We start from the raw sequence: 26,540 nt of genomic DNA on the forward strand, positions 1-26,540 counted from the left end.
TCGAGGAATGCCCATGAATGCACCGGACAAAAACGCTTCCCGCTCCCGGCGAAACGGCGCGCGCAGTGTGGCGCCCCGCACCAGCTTGCTCAGTGGTGTGCTGGCTGTTGTCCTCGCCGCAGGGCTGGCATCTTCAACGCCGGCGGCCTTCGCGGACGAGCTTGAGGACCGGCAGAAAGCCCTTGAGGCCGAGGCCACACGCGTCCAGCAGTCCCTGGAATTCGTCGATTCGCGCATCGCCAAGGCAGCCGGCGACCTGGTGATCTACCAGGGCCAACTTCCCGGGGCACAGCAGGCGCTCCTTGAAGCGCAGGGCCGTGTGGCCGGTGCCGTCAAGGAGGTCGAGGCGCTCTCCGCCCGCGTGGACATGGCACAGCAGAACAAGGCCAAAATCACGCAGCAACTCGAGTCTGACAAGCAGAAGATTGCCGACACCAAGAAGCTGATCGGTCAGATAGCAACGCAGGCCTACAAGTCCGGCGGCGTACCCTCCAACCTGTCCCTCTTCTTTGGGTCCAATAACGGCGGCAGCCTGACCGAAACCATGGACCTGGCGGACCAGGCCATGCGGAGCCAGAACGCTGCCATGGACAAACTGTCGCAGCAGAGCGCCACCAACGTGAACTCTGAAGCGCGCCTCCAGGCGGTCGAGGCCGAAATCAAGGATTTGAAAGCCAAAGCGGATGCAGCCCTGGAGCGGGAAAAAGCCGCCCGCGATGAAGCGGCCGCGAAGAAGGAACAGGTCGATAAACTGATCGCGGACACCACCCGCCTGGACGCGGAGCTGCAGGCTGCCAAGCCGGGCATCCAGTCCCAACTGGCCGGCGTCCAGGCGAGCCAGAATGCGGTGGCAGCCGAGATCCAGGAGCGCGACCGCAGGTTGCGGGAAGCCTGGGAAGCAGAGCAGCGCAGGAAGGCTGAAGCAGCTGCGGCAGCAGCGGCTGCAGCCGCCGCAGCCGAGGCCGCGGCCAGGAACCAGCCGCCCCCGCCAGCGCCCCCGGCACAGTCGTTCATGCCGCCGGTGGGGTCGCCCTCGGCATTTGGCCTCCGGCATCCCTTTGACGGCAGCGTTCCCATCACGTCCGGATTCGGATGGCGGGCCACCCCGCCGGGCACCATCGACTTCTACGGCCAGGGCGGTTACATGCACACCGGGCTGGACTTCGGCGCGGCCTGCGGCACACCCGTCTATGCGGCGGCAGCCGGGGAAGTATTCAGCTCCGGCTGGAACTCTGGTGACGGAGGCGGATGGCGGGTGAAGATCTCCCACGGCCTCATCGAGGGCAATACCCTGAACACCATCTACTACCACAACGCCAGCATCGTGGTCTCCAACGGCCAGCGGGTTTCGCAGGGACAGCTGATCGCCTACTCCGGCAACACGGGCAACTCCACAGGCTGCCACGCCCACTTCGAAACGTGGCTGAACGGCAGCCCGGTGGACCCGATGAGGCTGCTGTAGCACCGTCTTCACCCTGCCGTACACTGGTATGACTCCGCGCCGGTTGGCCCGGAGGACAACCGAACTGACCTGAGGAGCTTTCCCTTGCCTAAAGAAAGTGGCCGTAAAGTGGTGGCCACCAACCGCAAGGCCCGGCATGACTACCACGTGCTGGATACCTACGAGGCTGGAATCGCGCTCATGGGCACCGAAGTAAAATCCCTGCGCGAGGGCCACGCCTCCATGGTGGACGGCTTCTGCACCTTCTATAACGACGAGCTGTGGATGGAAGCCATCCACATCCCTGAGTACAACCAGGGAAGCTGGACCAACCACGCGGCCCGCCGGCGCCGCAAGCTCCTGCTGCACCGTGAGGAGCTCATCAAGATCTCCCACAAGGTGCGCGAATCGGGCTACACCATCGTCCCGCTCCAGCTGTACTTTGTGGACGGTCGCGCCAAGGTGGAAATCGGTGTGGCCCGCGGCAAGCGCGAGTACGACAAGCGGCAGACCCTGCGTGAGCAGCAGGACAACCGCGAGGCGCAGCGTGAAATGCGGGAGCGCAACCGGCGCCGCTAGGAATGTTTTGGCGCGAGCGTGCGTTATGATGAATAGTCCGGTGGGCCAGCCTGCCGGTTTGATAAAAGAATATGGGGATGATCGGTTTCGACGATGTTAGTCGCGACAGGTGAAGCGGGCCGAGGATGCAGAATTATCTCGTAAACGCTGTCTGCAAACCAATAAGTGCCGAATCTAAGCGCACTGACTTCGCTCTTGCTGCCTAAGCAGTAAGACAGTCCGTCAGCCCGAGGTTGCTATCGCCCCGGATCCTGGCGTCATTTAGATAGCCACTGCTGTCCACCCCCGTCATCGGGGTGAACGGGACTCTTAGATGACTGGGCCCGGATCAGCCAGCTGTTTGCAGCATGGCTGGGGCCGAGAAAATCCGACGCAAACTGCGCCCGGAGAAGCCCTGACAACACGACATCGGACGGGGGTTCAATTCCCCCCATCTCCACATTTTGAAAATACCGCAAGGTACAACGAAAGGCCCGGACAACCCGTCCGGGCCTTTCGTTGCTTAAAAGCTGTTCACCGATGGCGTAGCGGTTCCGGGACTAGCGGCGGCCGTCCTTGGGTTGTCCCCTATAGGATCCGGCGTTGCAGTCCCGGTCGAGCGCCGGTGGCGGTCGGAGCCGCCAGGAGGTACCCATGGACCGGATGCCCGGCGCCACTCCGGGGGAGTACGACGACGATGCCTTGGACTCGTACTCCCGAACGGTCATGCGCGTGGCTGAGATGGTGACGCCGTACGTTGCGGCCATCGAAATGACCAGCGCCCGCCGAAACGGACGGTTTCGTGTGGGGGCAGGCTCGGCCGTCCTCTTTACCGGGGACGGCTATCTCCTCACGAATTCCCACGTCGTGGCCGGCACAGACAAAGGCCATGCTGCGTTCGCGGACGGCAGCCGGACTGATCTCGAACTCGTGGGGGTGGATCCGTTGTCGGATCTTGCCGTGGTCCGCGGGAAAGCACCGAAAGCCACTCCCGCCCGTTTCGGCGACGCCGAGACCTTGCGAGTGGGACAACTGGTGATCGCAGTCGGGAATCCGCTCGGGCTGGCGGGCTCGGTCACGGCCGGAGTGGTCAGCGGCCTGGGCCGTTCCATCCCGGTCTGGGCCGGTGGCAACCGGAGGGTGATCGAGGACGTCATCCAGACCGACGCGGCCCTCAACCCAGGCAGCTCCGGCGGCGCGCTGGCGGACGCGCATGGCAGGATCGTGGGCATCAACACTGCCGTGGCAGGCACCGGTCTGGGACTCGCCGTTCCCATCAACACAACAACACGGCGCATCATCGCGGCCCTGCTGAACGATGGGCGGGTCAAAAGGGCATACCTGGGTGTGGTCAGCACGCCGATCCGGCTGAACGCCAGCGCAGTGATCAGGACGGGCCAGCGAGACGGGCTCAGGGTGGTGGAGGTGCTGGCCGGGTCACCCGCAGACCGCGCGGGCCTGGAGGCCGGCGACGTCATCCTGACCGCCGGAAGCCGCGCCGTCAGCAACGCCGAGAGCCTGCAGAAGCTGCTGTTCGCCGATGCGATCGGACAGCCACTGCAGATCAGGGTGCTGAGGCGCGGCAGGGAAGAGGACCTCGTTGCCGTCCCCGAGGAAATGCAGGCAAACGGGCAGTAGGACTACCGGCGCTTCTTCAAATGCGCCACCGCGTCCTGGTCAGCCTCAGGGTGCTTGGACTTCTTCTCGGCGCGTTTTTCCTTGATGGTCTTGACCGGCTTCTTTGCCAGGTTCTGGTGCGGTGTTTTGTCCGGCATGGCGTGCTCCTTACAGCAGGGGACGGGCTGCGTCCCTCTTCGTAAGTTACGCCTATTCAGTCCCGAATGTAATGGTCTGGAATGGCACGGAATCAGTCCGGAACAGGCACGTCTGCGATGCCCACAAGACGTGTCCCCACGCCGTCGAACTCGCTGCGGACGAACCCCGGGCGGACCGCCGGCACCTCGTCCGGGCGGTGGTGGCCGCAGATCACGTAGGTAAAGTCGGGCCACCACTTCTTGGGGCGGGCCGCCTCCTCGTAGCCGCAGACCGCGCATTCGAGGTGTACCCAGACCGGGCGCTTGCCCGTGCGGTTGGCACGGGACTGGACCAGCCAGGGCGGAGGGTTGTCCAGGATCTCGCCCAGCTGGGCCTCGGTCAGCCATTTTGGAAGGCCGTGGCGCTGTGCCATCTCCATCGGTACGTCAAGGGCAATGGCCGCGTCGCGTCTGCTAATCATCACCATCCACGATACGGGAGCCCACCAAATCAGGGCCCCCGGGGGCCGCGCTTCCTATACCGTAGATACCAGGGCGATCCCCGCCGCCGCCGCAGCCAGGCCCAGGACCAGGTTGGCGGCAACGTTCACCGCAGCCGACCCGAGGCGTTCCTCGCTCAGCAGCCGCACCGTGGCCGTCGTCCAGGAGCTGAAGGTGGTGAGCCCGCCGGCTAAGCCTGTCGCCAGCCCCGCCTGCCACTCCGCGCCCAGCCCCAGTCCCGCACTTAGACCGTGCGCAGCGCCGATTATGAAGCACCCCGCCACGTTCACCAGCAGTGTGGCCCAGGGCCAGTGCAGCCTCACGGAGGTCCCGGCCCCATGGCCGCCGGCACGCACAGTCTGCCGGGAGCTGTGATGGGCGAACCAGCTGTCAATGCCGAAGCGGAGGAGGGCGCCTGCCACCCCGTAAATCCCCACCAAAACCGCGGCAATCATTGACCGCTCCCGGACCGGCGGCCAACAAGTTTTCCGGTCCGCCATCCAAGGCCCGCCGCAGCCAGCCCCAGCACCACGGACAGCCCGAGGTACGCAGTCCACACTCCGTGCTGCCCCTCCCGCACCAGCTGGTCCAGGGAAAAGACCACAGCGGAGAACGTGGTGAAGGACCCCAGAAGACCCGGCCCCAGCCCTGCCCGCACCCAGAAGGGCGTGCGCGGGCGGGCCATCCAGACGGTGGTCAGGGCGGCCAGGACAAAGCTGCCCGCCACGTTGATGCTAAGGGTGGTCCAGGGAAAGGATCCGGGGAGCTCCGGAAAGGCCAGCCCCAGGACGTACCGGAGTTCTGTCCCCGCCAGGCCCCCTGCGGCAACGGCCAGCCAGGCGCCTGCCCTGGGCGCCCACGATGTCTTCGGCCCGCTCATGCCCCGGACGAGCTGGGGGGAAAACCGGCGTCCGCGAGAAGGCAGCCTGGGTGGGGGCGGTCGCTGTGGACCCACAGCGCCGACGTGATCTCATCGGCCAGGTCGTAGTCGCGCGTCCGGCCTGAGTCCCGGACACGCACCACCAGGGCGCCTCCGAACGGCCTGCGGCCCACCACCTCCACTTCGGCGTCGAGGTCTATCTCCTCGGCCGCAAGGTAGCGGAGCAGGTCCGGGTTGTCATCGCTGATCCGGGTGATGCGGCCCGTGTGGCCCTGGTCCAGCTCTCCCATGAGGTGCGCTCGGGGCATAAAGACCTGGCCGTCCGCCGTGGGGATCGGATCGCCGTGCGGATCCCGCTGCGGGTTACCCAGTTTCGCCGCAACGCGTTCTATGAACGTGTCCGAGACGGCGTGCTCCAGAAGCTCGGCTTCGTCGTGGACCTCGTCCCAGCTGTACCCCAACTGCTGGACGAGGTAGGTCTCTATCAGGCGGTGGCGCCGCACCATGGCGAGGGCAAGCTGCAGGCCGGACTCCGTGAGCCTGATGGCACTGTACGGCTTGTGGTCCACCAGGCCCTGGTCCTTCAGCTTCCGGACCATCTCCGAAACGGAGGAGTTGGCCACACCCAGGCGTTGTGCCAGCTGGGAGGAGGTGATGGGTTTGTCCTGCCACTCAGTGAAGGAGTAGATGACCTTGACGTAGTCCTCTATGGAGGAGGAGGGAGCGCTGGTCTTCACAGGATCCAGCCTACCGGCTGCCCTTGGCCGCACGTAGACGGGAGGGCGCTCATGCCCGGACAGCCCGCCATGCGAGCGTCAGGTACGGCAGTTTCAATTCCTCGTCCGGCCCGTGGCCCAAATGGTCGTGAAGGTACCAGTCCAGGTTGGCCAGCACTTTCGCCCGGGTGGCCTCGCCGGCGCGCAGGTAGTAGCTCCGGGATTTTGTCAGCTCCATCAGGTCTGCGGTTGTCACGGAGTCCTGCCAGCGCGTGAGGTGGTCCTCCAGCGCCTCGAACTCGGGTCCTATGAGCGGGCGGATGCCGGGTTTGTAGACATCCCCGGCATGCATGATCCTGGAGAGCCGGTGAACCCAGGGGACGGACGTGTCCAGCTGGTTCCAGACCAGTCCCAGCGTTCCTTGGGGGCGGAGGACGCGGGCCAGTTCCGTGCTGGCCCTCAGGGCATCGCACCAGTGCCACGCCTGCGCTACGGTGACGACGTCGAAAGCCGCCTCAGGCAGCCCGGTAGCCTCTGCGGTGCCAAGGACAGCCGTGGCGGCGGGGCAGTGCTCAGCCAGCTGCCCGAGCATGTCCGCTGACGGGTCCACGGCCGTGACGGACAGGCCGAGGTCCAGCAGCAGGTGGGTGAATTTCCCGGTACCGGCACCCACGTCGAGCACATCGCGTGCCCCTGGAGGCACCAGCCAGCGCGCTGATTCAGCGGGATAGCCTGGCCTCACCTGCTGGTAGTGCCTGCCGCCGTCCTGGAAGCTCTGGCCGAGCTCCCGGCGCCGGCCGTGATCCAGCCGTGGGCCACCCCGTGCCACGCGCGGCCTCCTTCATCCGGTTCCTTTGGTGTTCTCCGAATTTACCGCATCAGCCGCAACGGCAGGGCGCCGGCCGGCAGGCCAGCCGTGGGTCAGTCGTCGATGCAGGGCGCGGCGCCGGCCGTTCCCGGGGTGTTGGGTGCCCAGTGGGGGTACGTGCGGTTGTCATTGGCGGGAACCCAGCGGCCAGCGTCCACCACATAGTCCCAGCCAAGGCCCTTGGTCCGCAGGTCCCGGATGCCTGCCAGCAGCCGCTCGGCATCCTCCAGCCTTGAGCCGACGCCGAAGCTGGCCCGAAGTGAACCGGAAGGAAGGCCCAGCCGCTTCAGCAGCGGGTGCGCGCAGAAGCGGCCGTCGCGCAGGCCCACTCCATGTTCTGCCGAGAGGTAGGCGGCCACCAGGCCGGCGTCGTAGCCTTCCACGGAGAAGTTGACCACGCCGATGGTGTCGGTGTCCGGGTTCGTGTCCTTGAAGATCTGGTGGACGGTGACACCGTCGATCTCCTGCAGGCCTTCCACCAGGAAGGAGCGGATGGCTGATTCGTGGGCATGCCAGCGGTCCTGGTCCAGTTCCGCGATGACCTGCGTGGCGCGGGCCAGGGTTGCCGCACCCAGCACGTTCGGTGATCCGCCCTCGTGGCGGGCCGGGCCGGTTGCCCAGCTGACGCCGTCGAGCCTGGCTTCCCTGACGGCGCCGCCGCCGGCAAGGTGCGGTGTTCCGGCATCGAGCCAGTCCGGGCGGCCCACCAGCACGCCGGCACCAAAAGGTGCGTAGAGCTTGTGGCCCGAGAAGGCGATGTAGTCGACGTCGTCCGCGGTGATGTCGATCCGCCGGTGTGGGGCCAGCTGGGCCGCATCCACTGCGATCCGTGCCCCGTGCTCGTGCGCCAGCGCGGCAAGGGCACGGATGGGAAGGATTTCGCCCGTGACGTTGGAAGCTCCGGTCACGGCGAGCAGGCTGACGCCGCCCTGCCGCAGTTCCGCACGGACGGCGTCAATGGTTTCCGCGATGGTGTCCGCTGCCACGATGCTGCGGTGGGGGACACCCTGCCACGGCAGGAGGTTGGCGTGGTGCTCAATGTCGAGGTACAGGACGTCGCCGTCGGGCCGTCCGTCGGTGACGGGCAGGCAGCCCGCCAGCAGGTTGAGGGAGTCAGTGGTGTTCCGGGTAAAGATCACCGAATCGTCCGGGCGGCCGCCCACGAAGTCGCGGACGATGGCGCGGGCGTTCTCATAGACCGAGGTGCTGATCTGGGAGGCGTAGCCGGCACCGCGGTGGACGCTGGCGTAGAAGGGCAGGATCTCGTTGAGGTAGGCCGACACCACCGAGAGGGCGGGGGCCGATGCGCCATAGTCCAGGTTGGCGTACCGGACGTGGCCGCCGTGGATCAGCGGGGCCTGGATTTCGGCGCCGCTGACTGCTGCTAGCGGACGGCCGGCGGCGGTGCGGTGCTGGTCAAAGAGCGAAGGCGAACCCGGCAGGGCAGCTGCCTGGTGCTGGACAGCGGCTTGGGGGGAGACGGCTTCGGGGGAGACGGTGGCAGTTGTCACAGAGACCTCACTTCACAACAGGACTCCATGCAGGAATCCGCGCTTGCCGCATCCCTTCCGGACCGGCCTGGTCGTCACCCGGGGCACCCCACCGCGAATGGAGGGTTGCCGGCCAGCAAACCGGGGTTTTGCGCTGGCACTCGTGACCTGGTTAAGAGCGTAGAACATGGGCAGCGAAGGTTAAAAGCCCGCGGAAATGTTAAGGGCTTTGTTACGAACGTTTGAAAAGGGGCGCCTGAACCGAAGAACACGACGGCGGACGCCTCCTGTCGGGGGCGCCCGCCGTTGATTATTCGTGCTGCCGGGACTAGAGGAGGTCGTCCAGGTTCGGGTTCAGCCGGCGCAGCACCTCGGAGTGCAGGATGGAATTGGTGGCCAGGGCGTTCCCGCCGAACGGACCGTCCTCGCCCTCCAGCGAGGTGAAGCGGCCACCAGCCTCCACCACGATGGGCACCAGTGCGGCCATGTCGTAGAGGTTCAGTTCAGGCTCGCAGGCGATGTCCACCGAACCTTCGGCCACCATGCAGTAGGACCAGAAGTCACCAAACGCCCGGGTCCGCCATACGTCCTCGGTAAGGCCCAGGAATTCATTAAGGTTTCCGCGTTCCTTCCAGCCGCCAAGGCTCGAATAGGAAAGGGAAGCATCGGACAGGCTGGAGACATTGGACACCCGGAGGCGGGTGGCCGCGGCAAGGGAACGCCCCATGTAGGCTCCCATGCCCTTGGCAGCCCACCAGCGCTTGCCCAGGGCGGGAGCGCTGACCACGCCCACCACCGGCTCGCCTTCATCCACCAACGCGATCAGGGTGGCCCAGACAGGGACGCCTCGGACGAAGTTCTTGGTGCCGTCAATGGGGTCGATAATCCACCGCCGCGACCCGTGGCCCGTGCTGCCGAACTCCTCGCCGAGTACGGCATCGCGTGGACGGGACCGGGAGAGCTGGCCGCGGATGGCTTCCTCAGCTGCCTTGTCCGCATCGGTGACGGGCGTCAGGTCCGGCTTGGTCTCAATGTGGAGGTCCTGGGCCTTGAAGCGGCTCATGGTCTGGTCATCCACGGAATCGGCCAGGACGTGGGCCAGGCGCAGGTCATCGTTGTAGCTCGAAGCGGGTTGGATCATGGTTCCAAACTACCGTCTGCGCGCCGTTCTGCCGGGAAGCGGGCCCGTCAGGTGACGCTGCCCAGTTCCTTTGCCTCCTGGGCTTCCATCCGCGGGTCCGTGCCGAGGAGGCGCCGAAGGGAGCCAAGCCTTGCTGCTCCGGTGGGGCCGGCGTGTCCCGCGCCCACCCATGCGTCCAGTCCGCAGTTCACCGCGGTGGCAGTGTGCTTGCACCCTCGCTCGCAGTCGTCGATGCCGGGGGAGAGGTCCGGGAACGAGCGGAGGATGCGGTCCGGGTCCACGTGCGCCAGGCCAAACGAGCGGATGCCGGGGGTGTCGATGATCCAGCTTCCGGACGGCGCATCCGCCAGCTTCAGCGCAAGGGCCGACGACGACGTGTGCCGGCCGCGGCCCGTCACGGCGTTCACTCCGCCGGTGGCCCGTTCCGCCCCGGTCAGCGCATTGACCATCGTTGACTTTCCAACGCCTGAGTGTCCCAGCATCACGGTGACCTTGCCGTCCAGGTAGCCCCGCATCTCGGCGACGGCCGAGCTGTCCAGCCGGGCGGACAGGCCGTCGTCGGAACGGGCGTCAATGCCCGAGGCCGCTGAATCGGCCGTCCGGCTGATGATTACGGGAAAGTCCAGATGCGTGTAGTTGGACAGCAGTTCCGCCGGATCCTTGACGTCCGCTTTGGTGACCAGCAGGATCGGCTCGATGCTGGCGTCGTAGGCGGCCACCAGGGCACGGTCGATGAAGCCGGTCCGCGGCTCGGGGTTCGCTGCTGCCACCACGATCACCAGCTGGTCGGCATTGGCCACCACTGCCCGTTCCACAGGGTCCGTGTCGTCCGCGCTGCGCCGCAGCAGGGTCTTGCGGTCCTGGATCTTCACCAGCCGTGCCAGGGTGTCCGGCTCCCCGGAGACGTCGCCGACCAGGGAGACAAAGTCTCCTGCGACCACCGGGTTCCGGCGGAGTTCCCTGGCCCGGGCGGCAATGACTACCCGCTCATTGCCGGAGTCTTCTTCCACCACTGCGGTGTACCGGCCCCGGTCAACGGTGATGATGCGACCCGTGACGGCGTCATCGTGGCTTGGCCTGTCCTTGGTGCGGGGCCGGGAGCCCTTCTTGCTGGGCCGGATCCGGACGTCCGATTCATCCCAGGAATCAGTGCTCCGCGCCACCGCTGAAACCCTCCGACGCCGTTTCGGCCGGGCCATTCTGCGCCAGCATGTCTGCCCACAGCCGGGGGAAATCCGGCATGGTCTTGGCGGTGGTGCCGATGTCCTCCACCTGGACGCCCTCCACGGCGAGGCCAAGGATGGCTCCCGCGGTGGCCATGCGGTGGTCGGCATAGCTGTGCACGACGCCGGCATGCAGCTGTGCGGGACGGATCACCAGGCCGTCGCTGGTTTCTTCAGCGTCGCCGCCAAGGCGGTTGATCTCCGTGACCAGGGCGGCGAGCCGGTCCGTCTCGTGGCCCCGCAGGTGCGCGATGCCGGTAAGCCGGGAGGGGCCGGTAGCCAATGCACACAGGGCGGCCACGGTGGGCGCGAGTTCGCTCGTGTCGGCGAAATCTCCGCCCTTGATGTGGGGTCCGCCGGTGACCGTGAGGACGCCGTCGTCGAGTGTTACCTCGGCGCCCATCGTGGACAGGATGCTGCGCCAGAGGTCACCGACCTGCTGCGTTTCGTCCGGCCAGCCGGGGATCCGCACCGTTCCGCGGGAGGCCAGCGCGGCGGCGAGGAAGGGGCCGGCGTTGGAAAGGTCCTGCTCGATCCGCTGGTCGAAGGCGCGGATGGGGCCGGGGCTGACCACCCAGTGGTTGGGCACCGAGTCATCAACGGCAACCCCGGCGCCGCGAAGGACTGCCACGGTCATGTTGATGTGGTCGAGGCTCGGCACCGGCTTGCCCACGTGTTCAAGGTGCAGGCCTTCGGTGAACCTTGCGCCCACCAGGAGCAGCGCCGAAACGAACTGGGACGACGCGCTGGCATCGATGACCAGGTGGCCACCGCGGACCTCACCTGTGCCCTCCACAACGAACGGCAGTGACGACGGCGTCCCGCCCCCTTCTGCGGAAACGGCCACTCCCAGCGCAGTGAGCGCCTCGATGATGGTTCCCATCGGCCGTTTGCGGGCATGGGGGTCGCCGTCGAACACGCTTTCGCCGTTCCGCAGCGCGGCCAGCGGCGGAACGAACCGCATGACCGTACCCGCGAGCCCGCAGTCGATCCTTGTGAGGGGTGACGCAGCATCCGGGTCCAGCGGAACCACTTCCAGGTCGGGACCGAAGGCACCGTCCCCGGGTACCTCCGTGATGGTGGCGCCCAACTGCCGGAGCGCCTCGATCATGAGCGCTGAGTCCCTCGAATGCAGGGGTGCCCGCAGGCGGGACGGCGCGTCGGCCAAGGCGGCAAGAACCAGGTACCTGTTGGTCAGGGACTTGGAACCGGGCACGGTGACGGTGGCATCGACGGGCCGGGACGCGAAGGGCGCGGGCCAGTGGGGAAGGGGCGTTCCGGAGTCATCCCGGACGGCGGCTGCTGCGGTCATGCGTTGTTAGGCCCCCGTGGCCTGTTCCACAGCGCGCCGCACAACCTTGTCCGCCTTGTGGAGCTTCTTGTTGGTGGTCTTCCGGGCGTCGGCCGCCAGGTGCGAGGCGTTCCTGCGTGCATCCGCGGCCAGGTGTTCCGCCCGCCAGGCCAGGCCCGGCTTGCCGGCTGTGTCAACGGACGCCAGCAGGGCGCCGCCGCTCAGGGACAGGTTCTTGAGAAGCTGGTTACGGCGGCTTTCCCGCCCTTCCTTGGTGCTGATGTCCGCACTGCGCCACTCAACAAAGGTGTTCAGCAGGGAGATCACCGTGAGCAGCGTGGCCGAGAGCCTGGAGAATTTGCCCAGTCCGAAAAGAACGCCGGCTCCCACCTGCGTTCCGCCGATAACGCGGGCCAGGGTTTTCTCGTCCGACTTGAAGGGCAGGGACGCGGCAGCTTTGCGAAGCAGCGGCGAAAGCTGCTGCGCGGTGTCATCGGCATTCTTGAGCTTATCCACTCCGGCAATGACGAAACTGGAGGCCAGCATGGGGCGGGCGAGCGTGCGGAAAAAGGACATGGATTTCCTCCTGGATGGACGAACCGCATCGAAAGCGGCGGAGTCCGTTCTAGTCTTGCACTTTTGGGGAATATTTGCCGAAGGCATGAGGTTATTCATGACGCATCCGGGAATGCTCTGCCGCAGGGAAACCATGGGCTACAGCATGGGCCGGCCTGCAGGCACAGATCGCCGGATGCAGATATCCAGATGCAGGGATGGACAAGCAGAGCGGAGTTGTGCCCTTGGCGCGGGTGTTGGACGGAATTGAAACAGCAGGCCCGGTGGTGATGGACTCATTCGAGGCTGAACCGCTGAGTTATGGCTCGCCGCGCGCGCGCAGCCTCCCAGTAGACTTGAAGGCAATGAGCACCCTGGATCCGGCCGTCGCGGCCATGTATGAGGCTTCCGACAGTGAAGCGAAGAGCAGCGCAGCAGCAGGGCCTGAGGCTGCCGACTCGGCTGTGGTCCCGGCGCCTGCCGAAACCGGCGGGGACCTGGTGGATGTTTCCACCGAGTCGGTGGAACAGCGCCGCCTGAGGTTCGAACGCGATGCGATGCAGTACGTCGATCAGCTGTACTCGGCTGCCATGCGCATGGCGAGGAACCCGTCTGACGCCGAGGACCTTGTCCAGGAGGCCTACACCAAGGCCTTTTCTGCTTTCCACCAGTACCGGCCCGGGACCAACCTCAAGGCCTGGCTGTACCGCATCCTGACGAATACCTACATCAATCTGTACCGAAAGCGGCAGCGTGAGCCGCTCCAGTCCAACTCGGACACCATCGAGGACTGGCAGTTGGCACGGGCCGAGTCACACACCTCCAGCGGACTCCGTTCCGCCGAGGCAGAGGCGTTGGACCACCTTCCGGATTCCGACGTCAAAAGGGCGCTCCAGGACATCCCCGAGGAATTCCGCCTTGCGGTCTACTTCGCGGATGTGGAGGGGTTCGCCTACAAGGAAATCTCAGAAATCATGAACACGCCCATCGGCACGGTGATGTCCCGGCTCCACCGCGGCCGGAGGATGCTGCGGGACATGCTGGGGGAGTACGCCGCGGAGCGCGGGTTTAAGACGGCCGCTACTTCACAGGACGCGGCAGGAAGCACACAACAGGAGAGCAGGAAATGAGCGACTGCCAGGGATTGGGCGACTGCGACGACAGCCGGATGCAACGCATCTACGAGTACCTCGACGGTGCCCTGACCCGCGAGGACATTACGGAGATCAAGAACCACCTTGATGACTGCCCGGAATGCACGGAGCAGTACGACCTTGAGTGCGTGATCCGCAACATGGTTAAACGCTCCTGCACCGAAGCTGCTCCGGAGAACCTGAAGAACGCCATTCTTGACCGGATCCATACCATCCGGCCGGTGGACGCCTAGGACCGCCCCGCCCAGCTGACAACAAAGGACCCCGGAAGCCACGTGGCTTCCGGGGTCCTTTGTTTGAACCGTAGTTCCTGGCATGTGCCTAGGTGTTGGGGCGCTTCCCGTGGTTCGCGCCGCCACGCTTACGGTCACGACGCTTGCGTGCACGCTTGCTCATAGCTGGCCTCCTTACTGTTGGTACTCAAAAGAGCTGCCCTCAAGTCTCCCACATCACGGGGCGGCCCGCGAACCAGGAACAGCCGGATGACCTCCGCATTGACGGCGGTGGGGCGTCTGGGGGCTAGGAGTTCAGCGAGTTGCGGATGGAAATGCCGGCCTGTCCCAGCACGGTCCTCAGCGTTTCCAGTGCCACGGGACTGAGCGGTTGCCTGCCGGCATGCAGCCGCAGCTCCGCCCTAAGGTCGTCCCGGAACTGCTGAAGCATCATTTCGGCTTCCTTGAGGGACCGCTGGCTTTCGGCCGGCAGCCGTCCGGGGACCCTGAAGTCGGTGGACAGTGCGCTGGCACGGGCTGCCTCCGCAGTCGCGGCAAGATCCGCACGCAGCCCCCTCATGTTGCTGCGGATGTCCTCGCGCAGGTTGTCAGCCAGCCGCCGGACAGAGGCTGAAATGTCGCTCTCCACGCCTGCCAGCTCGTCACGGCGGCGGTTGAGCTCGGCCAGCCCGGCGGCGGTGATGTGGTAATTCGTGCGGCGGCCGGCGGATTCGGTGGCCACCAGGCCTTCCTCCTCGAGTTTGCCCAGCCGCGGGTAGATGGTGCCGGCGCTGGGGGAGTATGTTCCGCCGAACCGCTCCTTGAGCGCCTTGATGAGCTCATAGCCGTGTTTGGGCCCGGACTCAAGAAGCGCCAGAAGGTACAGCCGGAGCGCGCCGTGGGCAAAGACCGGTGCCATCAGGTTCCTGCTTCTGCGTTTCCTGCCACGGTCCTGTGGAAGATGGAGGTCTTTCCGGACACTGAGTTGGTCCGCACCAGCATCAGCTGGCCGTCAGGGCCCGCAATCGTCTCCACCTTGCCCCCCACCACCGTGTACCGCTGGTCCCCGATCACCACCGCACCGCTGGCGGACTTGGCGATGATATCCACGCCTACATCGTGGGGCAGCCGGATGGTGAGGTCTCCCGAGACCGAGTTTGCCCCGAAATCATGGGTGAAGCCCAGGAGGTCAAAACTCATGTGCCCGCTGACCGTGTTCGCCCTGATGTTGGTGAGGCGGCCGGATGCCGTCACTTCACCGGAGACGCTCTTGGCTGTCAGGACCCCGGTGTGGTTACGGATGGAAACTTCTCCGCTGACAGTCTGGACGTGCAGTTCCCCGGTTGTGCTGTCCGCCATGACCGAACCGGAGACGGTGCTGAGGCGGGTGTTCGCGGCTACGCCGGATACCAGCCCATCGCCGCTAACGGTGCCGGCCTCCACGGTGACGTGGGCGGGTACGGCAATGCTGATGACGGCCGAGTTTTCGCTGTTGTGGTTGACCGTTCCCATGAGGTTCTTGAACCAGCCCTGGGGGCCGTGCAGTTGGTGGCGGACCTCCAGCCTTCCGCCGCTCAGGGAGACAGCCACCGGGTCGCCGTGCACATCCGAGATCTCTACCCGGGTGACGGGTTCCTGGTGCGTGACGACGTCGAAGCGTCCCTGCACCATGCCAAGTTTCAGTGACGTCACGCCGTCGACGTCGATGGTCTCCGGACTGGTGACAGTCCATTCTTGATCGGTCACGGGCCCTCCAGGCGATATATCGTGTTGACCTTCCCCAACGTACCCCTGCCGTGGGGGCAGGTCAAGATATATCGCGAACCTGCATTACTCCGGAGCGTCGAGGCCGAGCCACTGGAACCAGCCACGGTGCAGCACCAGCCACGCCATCAGCCCGTAGCCGGCCTGGCCGGGCGTGCCGCCCTGGGCCGCCAGATCCTGGCGCCACTGTTCGTGGTTCAGGAGCGGGGAGAAGGTGTCCACATACAGGTGCTTGCGCCGGGTAGTGACATCGGCGAAGGCGGTGTTGAGTTCGTCAAGGCGCCTGTTCTGCGCGGGGTCCAGGGTGGGCGGCGGGCCCACGACGAAGACCTCGATGCGGTTCTGGGACGCCGAATCCAGGATGTTGGCCAGGTTGAGCCGGCTGCGGGCAGTGGAGAGCCCGAACTGTATGTCGCGTCCGGAGAGCCCGATCACCAGACGGTTCTCTGCTTTATCGCTGAAGCGCCGGCCGGCCTCGTCCAGCCAGCGCGCGGCGAGGCCTTCCGTTCCTTCCTCCGGGCAGGGGAGGGCGTAGCTTTCGAGGAGCATGCTGTCCCGGGGAGTGCGGGCCAATACGCGGCCCAGCCAGCCGAGGGCCCGGGGGTCACCCAGTCCGGCCAGCAGTTCATCTCCTACAGCTGCAATCCGCAGCTTCCTGTCTTCCACGCGTTCCTCTTTACGTCGGTGCCTTGCCGCCGCCACCGTGGACCTGGTTCCGGCCACGGGGTTGGGCTGTGCATGCGATTGGGGCTTTTCATCCAGTGCTGTGTATTTCCATCAGCGCTGTGGACTCCATTAAACAGAACCGCCCGGCCGGAGTCTGGGATTTCGACGTCCGGCCGGGCAGCCTTAGTGCTTACTTCCGTGCAAATGCCTGCTTCAGGAGGACATCCTGTTCCGCGGCGTGCCGTTTCATGGACCCGGCGGCAGTGGACGCCGACGCCGGCCGTGAAACCAGCCGGACGGTGCGCTCCAGGGCGCTTGGCAGGTTCAGGCCAATAAACGGCCACGGCCCCTGGTTGGCGGGCTCATCCTGCGCCCACACAACTTCTGCGTTCGGGTACTTGGCGAGTTCCTGTGCGATTTCCTCGTGCGGCAGCGGGTAGAGCTGCTCCACGCGGATGATTGCGGTGGTCTTGTCGTCCGTCTTCTGCCGGGTGGACAGGAGATCGTAGTACAGGCGGCCGGAGACCAGGAGGACGCGTTCGACGGCTTCTCCCGCCAGCTGCTCGTGTTCGCCGATGACGGGGCGGAACGTGCCGGTGGTGAAATCCTCCACCGTTGATGCGGCAGCCTTGAGGCGCAGCAGCTGCTTGGGCGTGAAGATGATCAGCGGCTTCCGTGGCCGATTGTAGGCCTGGCGGCGCAGCAGGTGGAAGTGCGAGGCCGCGGTGGTGGGGTTGGCCACGATCATGTTCTCTTCGGCGCACAGCTGCAGGAACCGCTCGATCCTTGCGGAGGAGTGGTCCGGACCCTGGCCCTCGTAGCCGTGGGGCAGCATCAGGACCAGCGAGGACCGCTGTCCCCACTTCTGCTCCGCGGAGGAGATGAACTCGTCGATGATGGTCTGTGCACCGTTGACGAAGTCGCCGAACTGCGCCTCCCACAGGACCAGCGCATCCGGCCGCTCAACAGAGTAGCCGTACTCGAAGCCCATGGCCGCGTATTCCGAAAGCAGGGAGTCGTAGATCCACAGCTTCGCCTGGTCGTCGGAAAGGTTGCCGAGGGGCAGCCATTCCTTGCCGTTGGCGCGGTCGTGGAACACGGCGTGCCGCTGCACGAAGGTGCCGCGGCGGGAGTCCTGTCCGGCCAGGCGTACGGGGACCCCTTCCATGATCAGTGAACCGAAGGCTGCGATTTCCCCGAAGCCCCAGTCGATGCCGCCCTCGCGGGACATCTGCTCGCGCTTCTCGAGCAGCTGCTTGAGCTTCGCGTGGACCGTGAAGCCCTCCGGGATTTCCACGTGGGCCTTGCCGATCCGCGCCAGGGTGTCTGCGGAAATGGCCGTCGAAACCGGCGCGGTGGTACCGGAGTCGGACTGCTGGGAGATGGGACGCTCGATGTCCGAGACGGCGGCAGTGTCTGCCGTGACGATCGGGATCGGGGACGTCTGGGCCGCGTGGGTTTCGGCGAAGACGCGTTCCAGACGCTCCTGGTAGTCGCGGAGCAGCTGTTCGGCTTCTTCCTCGGTGATGTCGCCACGGCCGATCAGGGACTCGGTGTAGAGCTTGCGGACGGAGCGCTTGGCCTCAATGAGGTTGTACATCAGCGGCTGGGTCATCGAGGGGTCGTCGCCCTCGTTGTGCCCGCGGCGGCGGTAGCAGACCATGTCGATGACGACGTCCTTGTGGAACCGCTGGCGGAACTCGTAGGCGAGCTGCCCGATGCGGACCACTGCCTCGGGATCGTCGCCGTTCACGTGGAACACAGGGGCCTGGATCATCTTGGCGACGTCCGTGGAGTATGTGGACGAGCGGGATGATGACGGGGCCGTGGTGAAACCCACCTGGTTGTTGACAACCACGTGGATGGTTCCGCCGGTGCGGTAGCCGCGGAGCTGGGACAGGTTGAGCGTTTCCGCAACCACGCCCTGGCCTGCAAAGGCGGCATCGCCATGGACCATAATGGGCAGGACAGGGAAGGATTCGCCCTGGTCCAGCCGGTCCTGCTTGGCGCGGACAATGCCCTCGAGGACGGGATCCACTGCTTCGAGGTGGGAGGGGTTGGCGGCGAGGTAGACCTTGGTTTCCTTGCCGTTGTCCGAGGTGAAGGTCCCCTCGGTGCCCAGGTGGTACTTGACGTCACCGGAGCCCTGCACGGAGCGCGGGTCCTGGGTGCCTTCGAACTCGCGGAAGACCTGGGCGTAGGTCTTGCCGGCGATATTGGTGAGCACGTTCAGGCGGCCGCGGTGGGCCATGCCGATGGCTACTTCGTCCAGGCCGTCGTCGGCGGCGTCGGACATGATGGCGTCAAGCAGCGGAATCAGGGATTCTCCGCCCTCCAGGGAGAAGCGTTTCTGGCCGACGAACTTGGTCTGCAGGAAGGTCTCGAAGGCCTCGGCGGCGTTCAGCTTGGAGACGATGCGGAGCTGCTCTTCACGGCTGGGCTTGGAGTAGGGGTGTTCCAGCTGGTCCTGGAACCACTTGCGCTCTTCCGGTTCCTGGATGTGCATGTATTCGATGCCGGTGGTGCGGCAGTAGGCATCGCGCAGGACGCCCAGGATGTCGCGGAACTTGAGCATGGGCTTGCCGCCGAAGCCGCCGGTGGGCCATTCGCGGTCCAGGTCCCACAGCGTCAGGCCGTAAGTCAGGATGTCGAGGTCCGGGTGCTTGCGCTGGACGTATTCAAGGGGATCGGTGTCGGCCATCAGGTGGCCGCGGACCCGGTAGGAGTGGATCAGCTGCTGGATCCGCGCCACCTTGTTAATCTGGTCTGCCGGATCAACCTGCTTGTCGGCGCTCCAGCGCACGGGCTCGTACGGGATGCGGAGGGACTCGAAGATCTCGTCGTAGAAGTTCTGCGCACCCAGCAGCAGCTGGTGCACAAGCTTGAGGAACTCGCCGCTGCCGGCACCCTGGATCACGCGGTGATCGTAGGTGGAGGTCAGGGTGAGGACCTTGCTGATCGCGTTCTGGGCGATGATCTTTTCGCTGGCGCCCTGGAACTCCGCGGGGTAGTCGAGGGCGCCGACGCCGATGATGGCAGCCTGGCCCTTGGACAGGCGGGGCACCGAGTGGACGGTGCCGATGCCGCCGGGGTTGGTCAGCGACACGGTGGTGCCCTGGTGGTCCTCAGCCGTCAGCTTGCCGTTGCGGGCGCGCTTGATCAGGTCCTCGTAGGTGTGCCAGAACTCGGAGAAGTTGAGGGTTTCGGCCTTCTTGATGTTCGGCACCATGAGCAGGCGGGTGCCGTCCGGCTTCGGCATGTCGATGGCAATGCCGAAGTTGACGTGGGCCGGCTGGACGGCAACGGGCTTGCCGTCCACTTCGTCGTAGTACACGTTCATGGAAGGGAACTGGGAGAGAGCGCGGATCACGGCGTAGCCGATGAGGTGCGTGAAGGAAACCTTGCCGCCGCGGGCGCGGGCCAGGTTCGAGTTGATGACCACGCGGTTGTCGATCAGCAGCTTGGCCGGGATGGCGCGGACGCTGGTGGCCGTGGGCACCTGGAGGCTGGTGACCATGTTGGTGGCGATTGCCTTTGCCGGTCCGCGGAGGACGGAGACGACGTCTTCCTCAGGAGCGGTGGGTGCCTTGACGTTCTTGGGCAGCTGCGCCGGGATGGGCTGGGAGCCGGTTCCGGCCTCCGTCTTCTTGCCGCCGTCGCGGGCAACCGTGGCGGGGGCCTTCTTTGCCGCTGCGGGCGCGGACGCCGGAGGTGCGGACGGCACCGGCGGGACGGCTGGTGCTGCTGCCGGCGACGGTGCCGGGGCTGCATTTACTGACGGCATTTCCCGGGTAGCGGGGTGGGCCGAATTTCCATTGGAAGAAGAACTGCCCGACCCGAACGATTCAAACAGCGGCCACCACTTGGCATCCACGGCGTTCTTGTCCTGCTGGTACTGCTCGTACAGTTCGTCAACGAGCCACTCGTTTCCGCCAAATTCCTCTGGTAGACGGTGGCTAGGCTGCTCTGGCACTTGAAATACGCCTCTTCCATGAGTTTGATTTCTCCCCGGCCCCACGGTGCTTCAGCAACACGTTCGAACCGATTTCTGCGTCCTCTGAACCCAGACCTTTGCAAGTCTAGTGAGCATCGTGTCTTAACTGCCAATAAGGGTGACCCAAATCATGAAGTGACGCGGGGATCGCGGAATATGGCGGGAAACTGCGTCATCAACGGTGTGTTGCGGGGCGCCGGAGAGGCCGCCCGCGAAGCGCCCGGCGGGCGGCAGCGCGGGTGAAGCGGGCGCAGGTGCCTCCTGTAGACTGAAGCTCTTATGGACAGTAAATCTAGGTGCCGGCCTGGGGGCTGTCAGCGGGGCATGAAGAGCAGCGCCGCGCAGTCCACCCGCAGAGCCGGCAAACCCCGAACACGAGCCCATCATCCGCCGGCAGCACAGCCGTCCAGAGCCCCCGGGGAACGGGCGCCGGTTTCCGCCGACCACCCTCCGCCGGGAAGACCGCCCAGTCTCCGCATTTCCCCTTCCTTTGCCATGCCATTCAGCACCGCCTTCCAGGCGGGATGCTGAATGGAATGGCTTCTCCTTGCAGCAGGCCTGCTGCTGATCGCCGGCACGGGATTCTTCGTGGCCGTCGAATTCTCCCTTATTGCCCTGGACCAGCCCACCGTCCAACGTGCCATTGACGACGGCGACGCCGGCGCTGTCCCTTTGCTCACCTGCCTGAAATCGCTGTCCACGCAGCTGTCCAGCTGCCAGCTGGGCATCACTCTGACAACGCTCCTGACCGGCTACGTGATGGAGCCCTCGGTGGGCCGCCTCCTGGAAGCCCCCCTGGCCGCCGTCGGACTTCCCGACGTCGCCGTCGCTTCGGTCTCCCTGGTCCTGGCCATGGTGCTCGCCACCCTGCTCTCGATGCTCCTGGGCGAACTGGTGCCCAAGAACATGGCCATCGCGCTGTCCTTCCCGGTGGGGCGGGCGCTCGCCCGGCCCCAGCTGATATTCACGGCTGTCTTCAAACCGGCCATCGTGCTGCTCAACGGGTTCTCCAACAAGGTGCTGAACGTCTTCGGCCTGGAGGCGAAGGAAGAAATTTCCGGGGCCAGGACACCGGCGGAACTCGCATCGCTGGTGCGCCGGTCCGCGGCCATGGGAACGCTCGACGCCGGCACTGCCAACTTCGTGGCGCGTACCCTGAACTTCTCCACCCGGACAGCGGCCGACGTGATGACGCCCCGCATCCGCGTGGAAACGATCGATGCCGACCAGCCCGTGTCGGATGTCCTCAGTGCTGCACGCCGGACCGGATACTCGCGGTTCCCGGTGATTGGCGATTCCGCCGATGACATCCGGGGGCTGGTCCACGTTAAGAAGGCTGTGGCTGTGCCGTGGGACCGCCGCCAAAACCTGGAAGCCGGTGCCATCATGACGGAGGTGCTGAGGGTCCCCGAGACCATCCACCTCGACGCCCTGCTTGCGGAACTCCGCGAAGGAAACCTCCAGCTCGCCGTCGTCCTTGACGAGTACGGCGGAACCGCCGGCATCGCCACGCTCGAGGACCTGGTGGAGGAAATCGTGGGAGAGGTGGCCGACGAGCATGACAAGGTCCGCCCTGGACTCCTGCAGAGTGCCTCCGGGGACTGGTACTTCCCTGGCCTGCTCCGCCCGGACGAGCTGTCCGAGCAGATTCCCCGGCTGAGCGTCCCTGACGAAGCAGCCTACGAAACGGTGGGCGGATACGTCATGAGCAAGCTGGGCCGGATCGCCGTCGTTGGGGATACTGTCTCCGTTGGCGGCGGCACGCTGAGCGTCACCAGGATGGACGGGCGCCGCATTGACCGGATCTGCTTCCGGCCGGCTGCCGACTCCGACGACAACGACCGGGCGGACAGCTCCCAGCGGGACGGCCATTCCAGGCAAGACGACAAGTCCACACGTAACGGCAGGAACCAACGCGACGACGGGGCTGAACGATGAGCGACTGGGCCGGAATCTTCTGGCTGGCTGTCCTGCTGCTCGGCAACGCCTTTTTTGTGGCCGCTGAATTCGCAGTCATGTCCGCACGGCGCAGCCAGATCGAACCGCTGGCCGAAGCCGGGTCCAAGCGGGCGCAGACCACCCTCCGCGCCATGGAAAACGTGTCGCTGATGCTGGCGTGCGCCCAGCTTGGCATCACCGTCTGCTCCCTCCTGATCCTGCTGGTGGCCGAACCGGCCATCCACCATCTCCTCGCCGTACCGCTCGAGACGCTCGGCCTGCCGAAGGAAGTTGCCGATGTGGCTGCGTTCGCGGTGGCGCTGATGCTGGTGACGTTCCTGCATGTGACCTTCGGGGAAATGGTGCCAAAGAACATCTCGGTCAGCGTGGCTGACAAGGCGGCGCTCCTGCTTGCCCCGCCGCTGATGTTCGTTGCGCGGCTGGTCCACCCCGTCATTTCGGTCCTCAACTGGTCGGCCAACCACATCCTCAAGCTCCTTCGGATCGAGCCCAAGGATGAGGTGAACTCCTCCTTCACACTGGAGGAAGTGCAGTCCATTGTTCAGGAGTCCACCCGACACGGGCTGGTCGATGACGACGCCGGGCTCATCACCGGCGCGCTGGAGTTCTCCGAATACACAGCCGCGGACATCATGGTTCCCCTGGAGAAGCTGGTCATGCTCCGGGCCGCCACCACCCCCGTGGAGTTCGAGAAGGCCGTGAGCCGCACCGGATTTTCCCGGTTCCCCATGCTTGACGAGGACGACATGCTGTACGGCTACCTCCACGTTAAGGATGTACTGTCCATCCCCGAGCAGGCCTATGAGCGGCCCATCGCCGAGAGCCGCATCCGCTCCCTGGCCAACCTGGCGCTGGACGATGAGATCGAGAAGGCAATGTCCGTTATGCAGCGCACCGGATCCCACCTTGCACGGGTGATCGGACCCGATGGCAACACTAAGGGCGTCCTGTTCCTGGAAGACGTGATCGAGCAGCTCGTCGGCGAGATCCGGGATGCAACCCAGGCCACCGGCATCCGGCGGCTGGGGCAGCCCAACGGGGGATAGCGGAACGGTGCCCTTCTCCGGTGGGCGGAGGGCACCGTTGCCATGGCACCCTTCTTTTCTAAATAGGAATCATTCCCATTTAGGTATAAGCTGGGAGGGTTGTTTTCGCCCCTCCCCACTGAATGAGGTTTCCGTGCGCCGTCCCGCCGCTGCCCGATCGTCCCTCGCTGCCCTTGCCGGGCTCGGCCTGCTCCTAACCGCGTGCAGCCCGCAGACGGAACCCGCTCCGGACGCCGCCGACGGAATCAACATCGTGGCCTCAACGGACGTCTATGGTGACATCGCCAAAACGATTGGCGGCGACAAGGTCAGCGTGACCGCCATCATCACCAAGACCAGCCAGGACCCGCATTCCTACGAAGCCACCGCCCAGGACCGGCTTGCGGTCTCGAAAGCCGACCTCGTCCTGGAAAACGGCGGCGGCTACGACGACTTCATCCACACCCTGGCGGAGGACAGCGGCCTTGACGACGCGAAGGTGCTCAACGCCGTCGAACTTTCCGGCCTGGCGCACCCTGAGGAAGAGGAAGCCACCGCGGACGTCCCGGCGACGGAACCCGCGGCAGAAGACGAATCTGACCACGACCACGGCGAAGTGAACGAGCACGTCTGGTACAGCCTCCCCGCGATGGAACAGCTGGCCGATGAGATCGCCGCCAAGCTGGCCGAACTCGAGCCCGCCTCTGCCTCGACATTCCAGTCCAACGCCGCCGCTTTTAAAGCCGGCATAGAAGAACTGCACGGAAAGCTGGACGCACTGAAGGCTGCTTCGGCGGGTGCCCAGGTGGCCGTAACTGAGCCGGTGCCGGTATACCTCCTGGCGGATGCCGGGCTGGTGAACACCACGCCCGAGGACTACACTGCTGCGATTGAAGAGGGCTCGGACGTCCCGCCGGCAGTGCTCAAGGCCGCCACGGACCTTGTGGCCTCGAAGTCGGTGCGCCTGCTCGCCTACAACAGCCAGACCGAAGGCCCGCAGACGGAGTCGCTGAAGAAGGCGGCAGAAACTGCGGGGGTTCCGGTGGTTGACTTCAGTGAAACACTGCCGGAGGGCAAGACGTACCTCCAGTGGATGACGGACAATGTGGACAACATCACCAACGTTCTGGAGACAAATAGTTGAAACCCGTGGTCAGCCTCACCGGAGCTTCCCTGAAGTTCGGCAAGCGGGCGCTCTGGGAGGATCTGGACCTGGACATCATGCCTGGCGAGTTCTTCGCCGTACTGGGTCCCAACGGAAGCGGCAAGACCAGTTTCCTGAAGGTCCTGCTGGGGCTCCAGGACCTTCACCGGGGGCAGGCCATGCTTGGCAGCCGCCCGGTGGAACGGGGCAGCAGCCTCATCGGCTACATACCCCAGCAGAAATCGTTCGCCCCGGACACCCCCATGCGGGCCCGGGACCTCGTTGGCCTGGGCGTTGACGGCCACCGGTGGGGCCTGCGTCTGTCCCCGGGCAAGGCCAACCGCAAAATCGACCAGCTCCTTGAACTTGTTGGGGCCACGGAATACGCGAAAGTTCCGGTGGGTCAGCTGTCCGGCGGCGAACAGCAGCGGCTGCGGGTTGCGCAGGCCCTTGCCACCGATCCCCAGATCCTTCTGTGCGATGAACCCCTGCTCTCCCTGGACCTCCACCACCAGCAGGCGGTCAGCGCCCTGATCAACAAACAGTGCCGTGAGCAGAACAGTGCCGTGGTTTTCGTGACGCACGAAATCAACCCCATCATCGACTACGTGGACCGGGTGCTGTACCTCGCCGGCGGCCGCTTCAAGGTGGGTACGCCCGAAGAGGTCATGACCACCGAGGTCCTTTCCGACCTTTACGGAAGCCACGTTGAGGTGATCCACGCCAACGGGCGCATCGTGGTGGTGGGCCTGCCGGATGCCACCACCCACCACCATGCCCCAACGCATGTGCTGGCCGGAGAGGCAGCCTGATGGACGCGGACAGCATTCTCGGCGCGATCTTCAGCTTCGAAAACTACGGCGAACTCCTGGTGCTGGTGCAGAACTCCATCTGGGCCGGTGCCGTCCTGGGCCTCCTGGGCGGCCTGGTGGGGACCTTCGTGATGAAGCGCGACCTGGCGTTTGCGGTGCACGGCATCTCCGAACTCTCCTTCGCCGGGGCTGCCTTTGCGCTGCTCATCGGCGCCGACATCGTGTTTGGATCGCTGATCGGGTCCGTCACCGCGGCGCTGCTGCTGGGCCTGATGGGTGTCCGGGCCAGGGACAAAAACTCGATCATCGGCGTCATCATGCCATTCGGTCTGGGGCTGGGCATCCTGTTCCTGTCCCTGTACGAAGGCCGGGCCGCCAACAAGTTCGGCCTGCTCACAGGACAGATCGTCTCCGTGGACACGGTCCAGCTGCAGGCGCTTGCCGGAACGGCCGTGGTGGTGATGGTGGCCCTGGTGGCCATCTGGCGGCCCCTGAATTTCGCCAGCGTGGATCCTGAACTTGCCGAGGCCCGCGGGGTTCCCGTGCGGACGCTTGCCATCGTCTTTATGGTCCTGCTGGGCGTCAGCGTGGCCCTGTCCATCCAGGTGGTGGGAGCCCTCCTGGTCCTGGCCCTGCTGATCACGCCTGCCGCGGCCGCGCTCCGGGTGACGTCCTCGCCGGTTGCCTTGGTGCTCCTCAGCGTGGCCTTTGCGATGACCGCCACCGTTGGCGGGATCCTGCTGGCGCTGGGAGGACGCATTCCCATCAGCCCCTATGTCACCACGCTGTCCTTCCTGATCTACGTGGTGTGCCGGGTGGTTGGGTCGGTGCGGGCCCGGAAGGGAATCAACGGGCGGGTCCTGGCGGGAACGGCTTAGAGGCTGCCGGCGGCCTTGCGCGCCGTGCAGTCCGGACACAGGCCGAAGATCTCCACGGTGTGCGCCACCTCTGTGAACCCGTGCTCTGCGGCTGTGCGCGCCGCCCAGGTCTCCACCGCCGGAGCCTCCACTTCCACTGCCTTGCCGCAGTTCCGGCACAGCAGGTGATGGTGGTGTCCTGTAACGGCGCAGCGGCGGTACACGGCCTCGCCGTCGCCGTTGCGCAGTACGTCCACCAGGCCCTCGTCCGCGAGCGACTGGAGAATCCGGTAGGCGGTTGCCAGTGAGACCGAAACGCCCTGGTTCTGGAGGATCCGGTAGAGCTCCTGGGTGCTGACGAAATCGTCCAGTTCATCCAGCGCCGCGCTGACGGCCCTGCGCTGCTTCGTGACGCGCTGCTCCTTGCCGCCGCCCATCGCCGGGGACGACGTGGTGGAATCAGCCTTGGCGCCGACGGGCATGGGTGGACTCGCTTCCTCAGGATGGTGGCAAAGATCCAGATTACCAGCCGGAG

At 65.5% G+C, this 26,540-nt stretch carries 27 protein-coding genes, 1 other RNA gene and 1 riboswitch; of the genes, 11 read left to right on the forward strand and 17 right to left on the reverse strand.

Annotated elements, in window-relative coordinates; all coding sequences use genetic code 11:
* Positions 1-13 precede the first annotated feature (13 nt).
* The 4 genes from IEX33_RS03930 to IEX33_RS03945 all read left to right on the forward strand — a co-directional run bounded on the left by IEX33_RS03930 (position 14) and on the right by IEX33_RS03945 (position 3,637).
* The gene (locus tag IEX33_RS03930) at positions 14-1,462 is read left to right on the forward strand and encodes a peptidoglycan DD-metalloendopeptidase family protein (RefSeq protein ID WP_188727805.1); all 1,449 of its coding nucleotides are present in this window, start codon (positions 14-16) and stop codon (positions 1,460-1,462) included.
* 84 nt (positions 1,463-1,546) lie between these two features.
* Positions 1,547-2,020 carry an SsrA-binding protein SmpB gene (smpB, locus tag IEX33_RS03935; protein WP_050054575.1) on the forward strand — a complete coding sequence of 158 codons (474 nt, stop codon included), beginning with the start codon at positions 1,547-1,549 and terminating at the stop codon, positions 2,018-2,020.
* Between the two features lie 73 nt (positions 2,021-2,093).
* Positions 2,094-2,462: a transfer-messenger RNA gene (gene ssrA / locus IEX33_RS03940) on the forward strand.
* Between the two features lie 191 nt (positions 2,463-2,653).
* Positions 2,654-3,637 carry a S1C family serine protease gene (locus tag IEX33_RS03945; protein ID WP_188727807.1) on the forward strand — a complete coding sequence of 328 codons (984 nt, stop codon included), beginning with the start codon at positions 2,654-2,656 and terminating at the stop codon, positions 3,635-3,637.
* A 2-nt stretch (positions 3,638-3,639) separates the two neighbouring features.
* Here IEX33_RS03945 and IEX33_RS19430 read toward each other — a convergent pair whose 3' ends face one another.
* The 11 genes from IEX33_RS19430 to IEX33_RS03995 form a co-directional block, all read right to left on the reverse strand.
* Positions 3,640-3,774, reverse strand: a complete 135-nt coding sequence (locus IEX33_RS19430) for a hypothetical protein (protein WP_268238372.1) — start codon at positions 3,772-3,774, stop codon at positions 3,640-3,642.
* Positions 3,775-3,866: 92 nt separating this feature from the next.
* Complete coding sequence (locus IEX33_RS03950) at positions 3,867-4,235, reverse strand: hypothetical protein (protein ID WP_188727808.1); 369 nt, start codon at positions 4,233-4,235, stop codon at positions 3,867-3,869.
* A 54-nt stretch (positions 4,236-4,289) separates the two neighbouring features.
* Positions 4,290-4,709, reverse strand: coding sequence for a fluoride efflux transporter FluC (locus tag IEX33_RS03955; RefSeq protein ID WP_188727810.1), 420 nt, complete (start codon positions 4,707-4,709; stop codon positions 4,290-4,292).
* Positions 4,706-5,134: a fluoride efflux transporter FluC gene (locus tag IEX33_RS03960; RefSeq protein WP_188727812.1), complete on the reverse strand. Its 429-nt coding sequence runs from the start codon at positions 5,132-5,134 to the stop codon at positions 4,706-4,708. Before IEX33_RS03960 ends, IEX33_RS03955 begins: the two co-directional genes overlap by 4 nt.
* Positions 5,131-5,871, reverse strand: coding sequence for a metal-dependent transcriptional regulator (locus tag IEX33_RS03965; protein WP_188727814.1), 741 nt, complete (start codon positions 5,869-5,871; stop codon positions 5,131-5,133). Before IEX33_RS03965 ends, IEX33_RS03960 begins: the two co-directional genes overlap by 4 nt.
* Before the next feature lie 49 nt (positions 5,872-5,920).
* The gene (locus IEX33_RS03970) at positions 5,921-6,679 is read right to left on the reverse strand and encodes a class I SAM-dependent methyltransferase (RefSeq protein ID WP_188727816.1); all 759 of its coding nucleotides are present in this window, start codon (positions 6,677-6,679) and stop codon (positions 5,921-5,923) included.
* Positions 6,680-6,771: 92 nt separating this feature from the next.
* Positions 6,772-8,160: an aminotransferase class V-fold PLP-dependent enzyme gene (locus IEX33_RS03975; protein WP_377090026.1), complete on the reverse strand. Its 1,389-nt coding sequence runs from the start codon at positions 8,158-8,160 to the stop codon at positions 6,772-6,774.
* Between the two features lie 103 nt (positions 8,161-8,263).
* Positions 8,264-8,377: riboswitch (SAM riboswitch) on the reverse strand.
* 159 nt (positions 8,378-8,536) lie between these two features.
* Positions 8,537-9,349 (reverse strand): histidinol-phosphatase, encoded by an 813-nt coding sequence (gene hisN, locus IEX33_RS03980; protein ID WP_066277197.1) that lies wholly within the window; start codon positions 9,347-9,349, stop codon positions 8,537-8,539.
* A 47-nt stretch (positions 9,350-9,396) separates the two neighbouring features.
* Positions 9,397-10,512: a ribosome small subunit-dependent GTPase A gene (gene rsgA / locus IEX33_RS03985; RefSeq protein WP_188727820.1), complete on the reverse strand. Its 1,116-nt coding sequence runs from the start codon at positions 10,510-10,512 to the stop codon at positions 9,397-9,399.
* On the reverse strand, positions 10,496-11,884 hold the full coding sequence (aroA, locus tag IEX33_RS03990) for a 3-phosphoshikimate 1-carboxyvinyltransferase (protein ID WP_188727821.1): 1,389 nt from the start codon (positions 11,882-11,884) through the stop codon (positions 10,496-10,498). Before aroA ends, rsgA begins: the two co-directional genes overlap by 17 nt.
* Positions 11,885-11,890: 6 nt before the next feature.
* The gene (locus IEX33_RS03995) at positions 11,891-12,439 is read right to left on the reverse strand and encodes a DoxX family protein (RefSeq protein ID WP_188727823.1); all 549 of its coding nucleotides are present in this window, start codon (positions 12,437-12,439) and stop codon (positions 11,891-11,893) included.
* A gap of 344 nt (positions 12,440-12,783) precedes the next feature.
* Here IEX33_RS03995 and IEX33_RS04000 point away from each other — a divergent pair, with 344 nt between their 5' ends.
* Together IEX33_RS04000 and rsrA are read left to right on the forward strand one after the other, a co-directional pair.
* Positions 12,784-13,548 carry a sigma-70 family RNA polymerase sigma factor gene (locus IEX33_RS04000; RefSeq protein ID WP_188727825.1) on the forward strand — a complete coding sequence of 255 codons (765 nt, stop codon included), beginning with the start codon at positions 12,784-12,786 and terminating at the stop codon, positions 13,546-13,548.
* A complete protein-coding gene (gene rsrA, locus IEX33_RS04005; RefSeq protein WP_104184948.1) occupies positions 13,545-13,805 on the forward strand; it encodes a mycothiol system anti-sigma-R factor in 261 nt (86 codons plus the stop codon). Before IEX33_RS04000 ends, rsrA begins: the two co-directional genes overlap by 4 nt.
* An 88-nt stretch (positions 13,806-13,893) precedes the next feature.
* On the opposite strand, the gene IEX33_RS19515 is transcribed toward rsrA, so the two are convergent.
* The 5 genes from IEX33_RS19515 to IEX33_RS04025 all read right to left on the reverse strand — a co-directional run bounded on the left by IEX33_RS19515 (position 13,894) and on the right by IEX33_RS04025 (position 20,187).
* Positions 13,894-13,968, reverse strand: coding sequence for a 50S ribosomal protein bL37 (locus tag IEX33_RS19515; protein ID WP_369299106.1), 75 nt, complete (start codon positions 13,966-13,968; stop codon positions 13,894-13,896).
* A 123-nt stretch (positions 13,969-14,091) separates the two neighbouring features.
* On the reverse strand, positions 14,092-14,703 hold the full coding sequence (locus IEX33_RS04010) for a PadR family transcriptional regulator (RefSeq protein ID WP_188727827.1): 612 nt from the start codon (positions 14,701-14,703) through the stop codon (positions 14,092-14,094).
* On the reverse strand, positions 14,703-15,530 hold the full coding sequence (locus IEX33_RS04015) for a DUF4097 family beta strand repeat-containing protein (protein WP_188727829.1): 828 nt from the start codon (positions 15,528-15,530) through the stop codon (positions 14,703-14,705). The genes IEX33_RS04010 and IEX33_RS04015 overlap by 1 nt, the downstream gene beginning before the upstream one ends.
* Before the next feature lie 84 nt (positions 15,531-15,614).
* Positions 15,615-16,214 carry a GDSL-type esterase/lipase family protein gene (locus IEX33_RS04020; protein ID WP_104184945.1) on the reverse strand — a complete coding sequence of 200 codons (600 nt, stop codon included), beginning with the start codon at positions 16,212-16,214 and terminating at the stop codon, positions 15,615-15,617.
* 190 nt (positions 16,215-16,404) lie between these two features.
* On the reverse strand, positions 16,405-20,187 hold the full coding sequence (locus tag IEX33_RS04025) for a multifunctional oxoglutarate decarboxylase/oxoglutarate dehydrogenase thiamine pyrophosphate-binding subunit/dihydrolipoyllysine-residue succinyltransferase subunit (RefSeq protein ID WP_188727832.1): 3,783 nt from the start codon (positions 20,185-20,187) through the stop codon (positions 16,405-16,407).
* 552 nt (positions 20,188-20,739) lie between these two features.
* Here IEX33_RS04025 and IEX33_RS04030 point away from each other — a divergent pair.
* From IEX33_RS04030 to IEX33_RS04050, 5 genes are all read left to right on the forward strand, one after another.
* The gene (locus IEX33_RS04030; protein ID WP_229675215.1) at positions 20,740-22,146 is read left to right on the forward strand and encodes a hemolysin family protein; all 1,407 of its coding nucleotides are present in this window, start codon (positions 20,740-20,742) and stop codon (positions 22,144-22,146) included.
* Positions 22,143-23,213, forward strand: a complete 1,071-nt coding sequence (locus IEX33_RS04035) for a hemolysin family protein (protein WP_104184943.1) — start codon at positions 22,143-22,145, stop codon at positions 23,211-23,213. Before IEX33_RS04030 ends, IEX33_RS04035 begins: the two co-directional genes overlap by 4 nt.
* Before the next feature lie 133 nt (positions 23,214-23,346).
* On the forward strand, positions 23,347-24,336 hold the full coding sequence (locus IEX33_RS04040) for a metal ABC transporter solute-binding protein, Zn/Mn family (RefSeq protein WP_188727834.1): 990 nt from the start codon (positions 23,347-23,349) through the stop codon (positions 24,334-24,336).
* Complete coding sequence (locus tag IEX33_RS04045; RefSeq protein WP_188727836.1) at positions 24,333-25,148, forward strand: metal ABC transporter ATP-binding protein; 816 nt, start codon at positions 24,333-24,335, stop codon at positions 25,146-25,148. The genes IEX33_RS04040 and IEX33_RS04045 overlap by 4 nt, the downstream gene beginning before the upstream one ends.
* Entirely contained in the window at positions 25,148-26,026 is an 879-nt protein-coding gene (locus IEX33_RS04050; protein ID WP_188727838.1) for a metal ABC transporter permease, read from the forward strand. Before IEX33_RS04045 ends, IEX33_RS04050 begins: the two co-directional genes overlap by 1 nt.
* Here IEX33_RS04050 and IEX33_RS04055 read toward each other — a convergent pair.
* A complete protein-coding gene (locus IEX33_RS04055) occupies positions 26,023-26,487 on the reverse strand; it encodes a Fur family transcriptional regulator (protein WP_308421953.1) in 465 nt (154 codons plus the stop codon). The genes IEX33_RS04050 and IEX33_RS04055 overlap by 4 nt on opposite strands.
* Positions 26,488-26,540: the final 53 nt, after the last annotated feature.

This window comes from Pseudarthrobacter scleromae, assembly GCF_014644515.1.
Lineage (GTDB): Bacteria > Actinomycetota > Actinomycetes > Actinomycetales > Micrococcaceae > Arthrobacter > Arthrobacter scleromae.

What these genes read in the sequence shown, in the direction of transcription:
- IEX33_RS03930 (WP_188727805.1), top strand. Translation starts at nt 14, where the DNA reads ATGAATGCACCGGACAAAAACGCTTCCCGCTCCCGGCGAAACGGCGCG.
- IEX33_RS03945 (WP_188727807.1), top strand. Translation starts at nt 2,654, where the DNA reads ATGGACCGGATGCCCGGCGCCACTCCGGGGGAGTACGACGACGATGCC.
- IEX33_RS19430 (WP_268238372.1), bottom strand. Translation starts at nt 3,774, where the DNA reads ATGCCGGACAAAACACCGCACCAGAACCTGGCAAAGAAGCCGGTCAAG.
- IEX33_RS03950 (WP_188727808.1), bottom strand. Translation starts at nt 4,235, where the DNA reads ATGATTAGCAGACGCGACGCGGCCATTGCCCTTGACGTACCGATGGAG.
- IEX33_RS03955 (WP_188727810.1), bottom strand. Translation starts at nt 4,709, where the DNA reads ATGATTGCCGCGGTTTTGGTGGGGATTTACGGGGTGGCAGGCGCCCTC.
- IEX33_RS03960 (WP_188727812.1), bottom strand. Translation starts at nt 5,134, where the DNA reads ATGAGCGGGCCGAAGACATCGTGGGCGCCCAGGGCAGGCGCCTGGCTG.
- hisN (WP_066277197.1), bottom strand. Translation starts at nt 9,349, where the DNA reads ATGATCCAACCCGCTTCGAGCTACAACGATGACCTGCGCCTGGCCCAC.
- aroA (WP_188727821.1), bottom strand. Translation starts at nt 11,884, where the DNA reads ATGACCGCAGCAGCCGCCGTCCGGGATGACTCCGGAACGCCCCTTCCC.
- IEX33_RS03995 (WP_188727823.1), bottom strand. Translation starts at nt 12,439, where the DNA reads ATGTCCTTTTTCCGCACGCTCGCCCGCCCCATGCTGGCCTCCAGTTTC.
- IEX33_RS04000 (WP_188727825.1), top strand. Translation starts at nt 12,784, where the DNA reads ATGAGCACCCTGGATCCGGCCGTCGCGGCCATGTATGAGGCTTCCGAC.
- rsrA (WP_104184948.1), top strand. Translation starts at nt 13,545, where the DNA reads ATGAGCGACTGCCAGGGATTGGGCGACTGCGACGACAGCCGGATGCAA.
- IEX33_RS04010 (WP_188727827.1), bottom strand. Translation starts at nt 14,703, where the DNA reads ATGGCACCGGTCTTTGCCCACGGCGCGCTCCGGCTGTACCTTCTGGCG.
- IEX33_RS04030 (WP_229675215.1), top strand. Translation starts at nt 20,740, where the DNA reads ATGGAATGGCTTCTCCTTGCAGCAGGCCTGCTGCTGATCGCCGGCACG.
- IEX33_RS04035 (WP_104184943.1), top strand. Translation starts at nt 22,143, where the DNA reads ATGAGCGACTGGGCCGGAATCTTCTGGCTGGCTGTCCTGCTGCTCGGC.
- IEX33_RS04050 (WP_188727838.1), top strand. Translation starts at nt 25,148, where the DNA reads ATGGACGCGGACAGCATTCTCGGCGCGATCTTCAGCTTCGAAAACTAC.
- IEX33_RS04055 (WP_308421953.1), bottom strand. Translation starts at nt 26,487, where the DNA reads ATGCCCGTCGGCGCCAAGGCTGATTCCACCACGTCGTCCCCGGCGATG.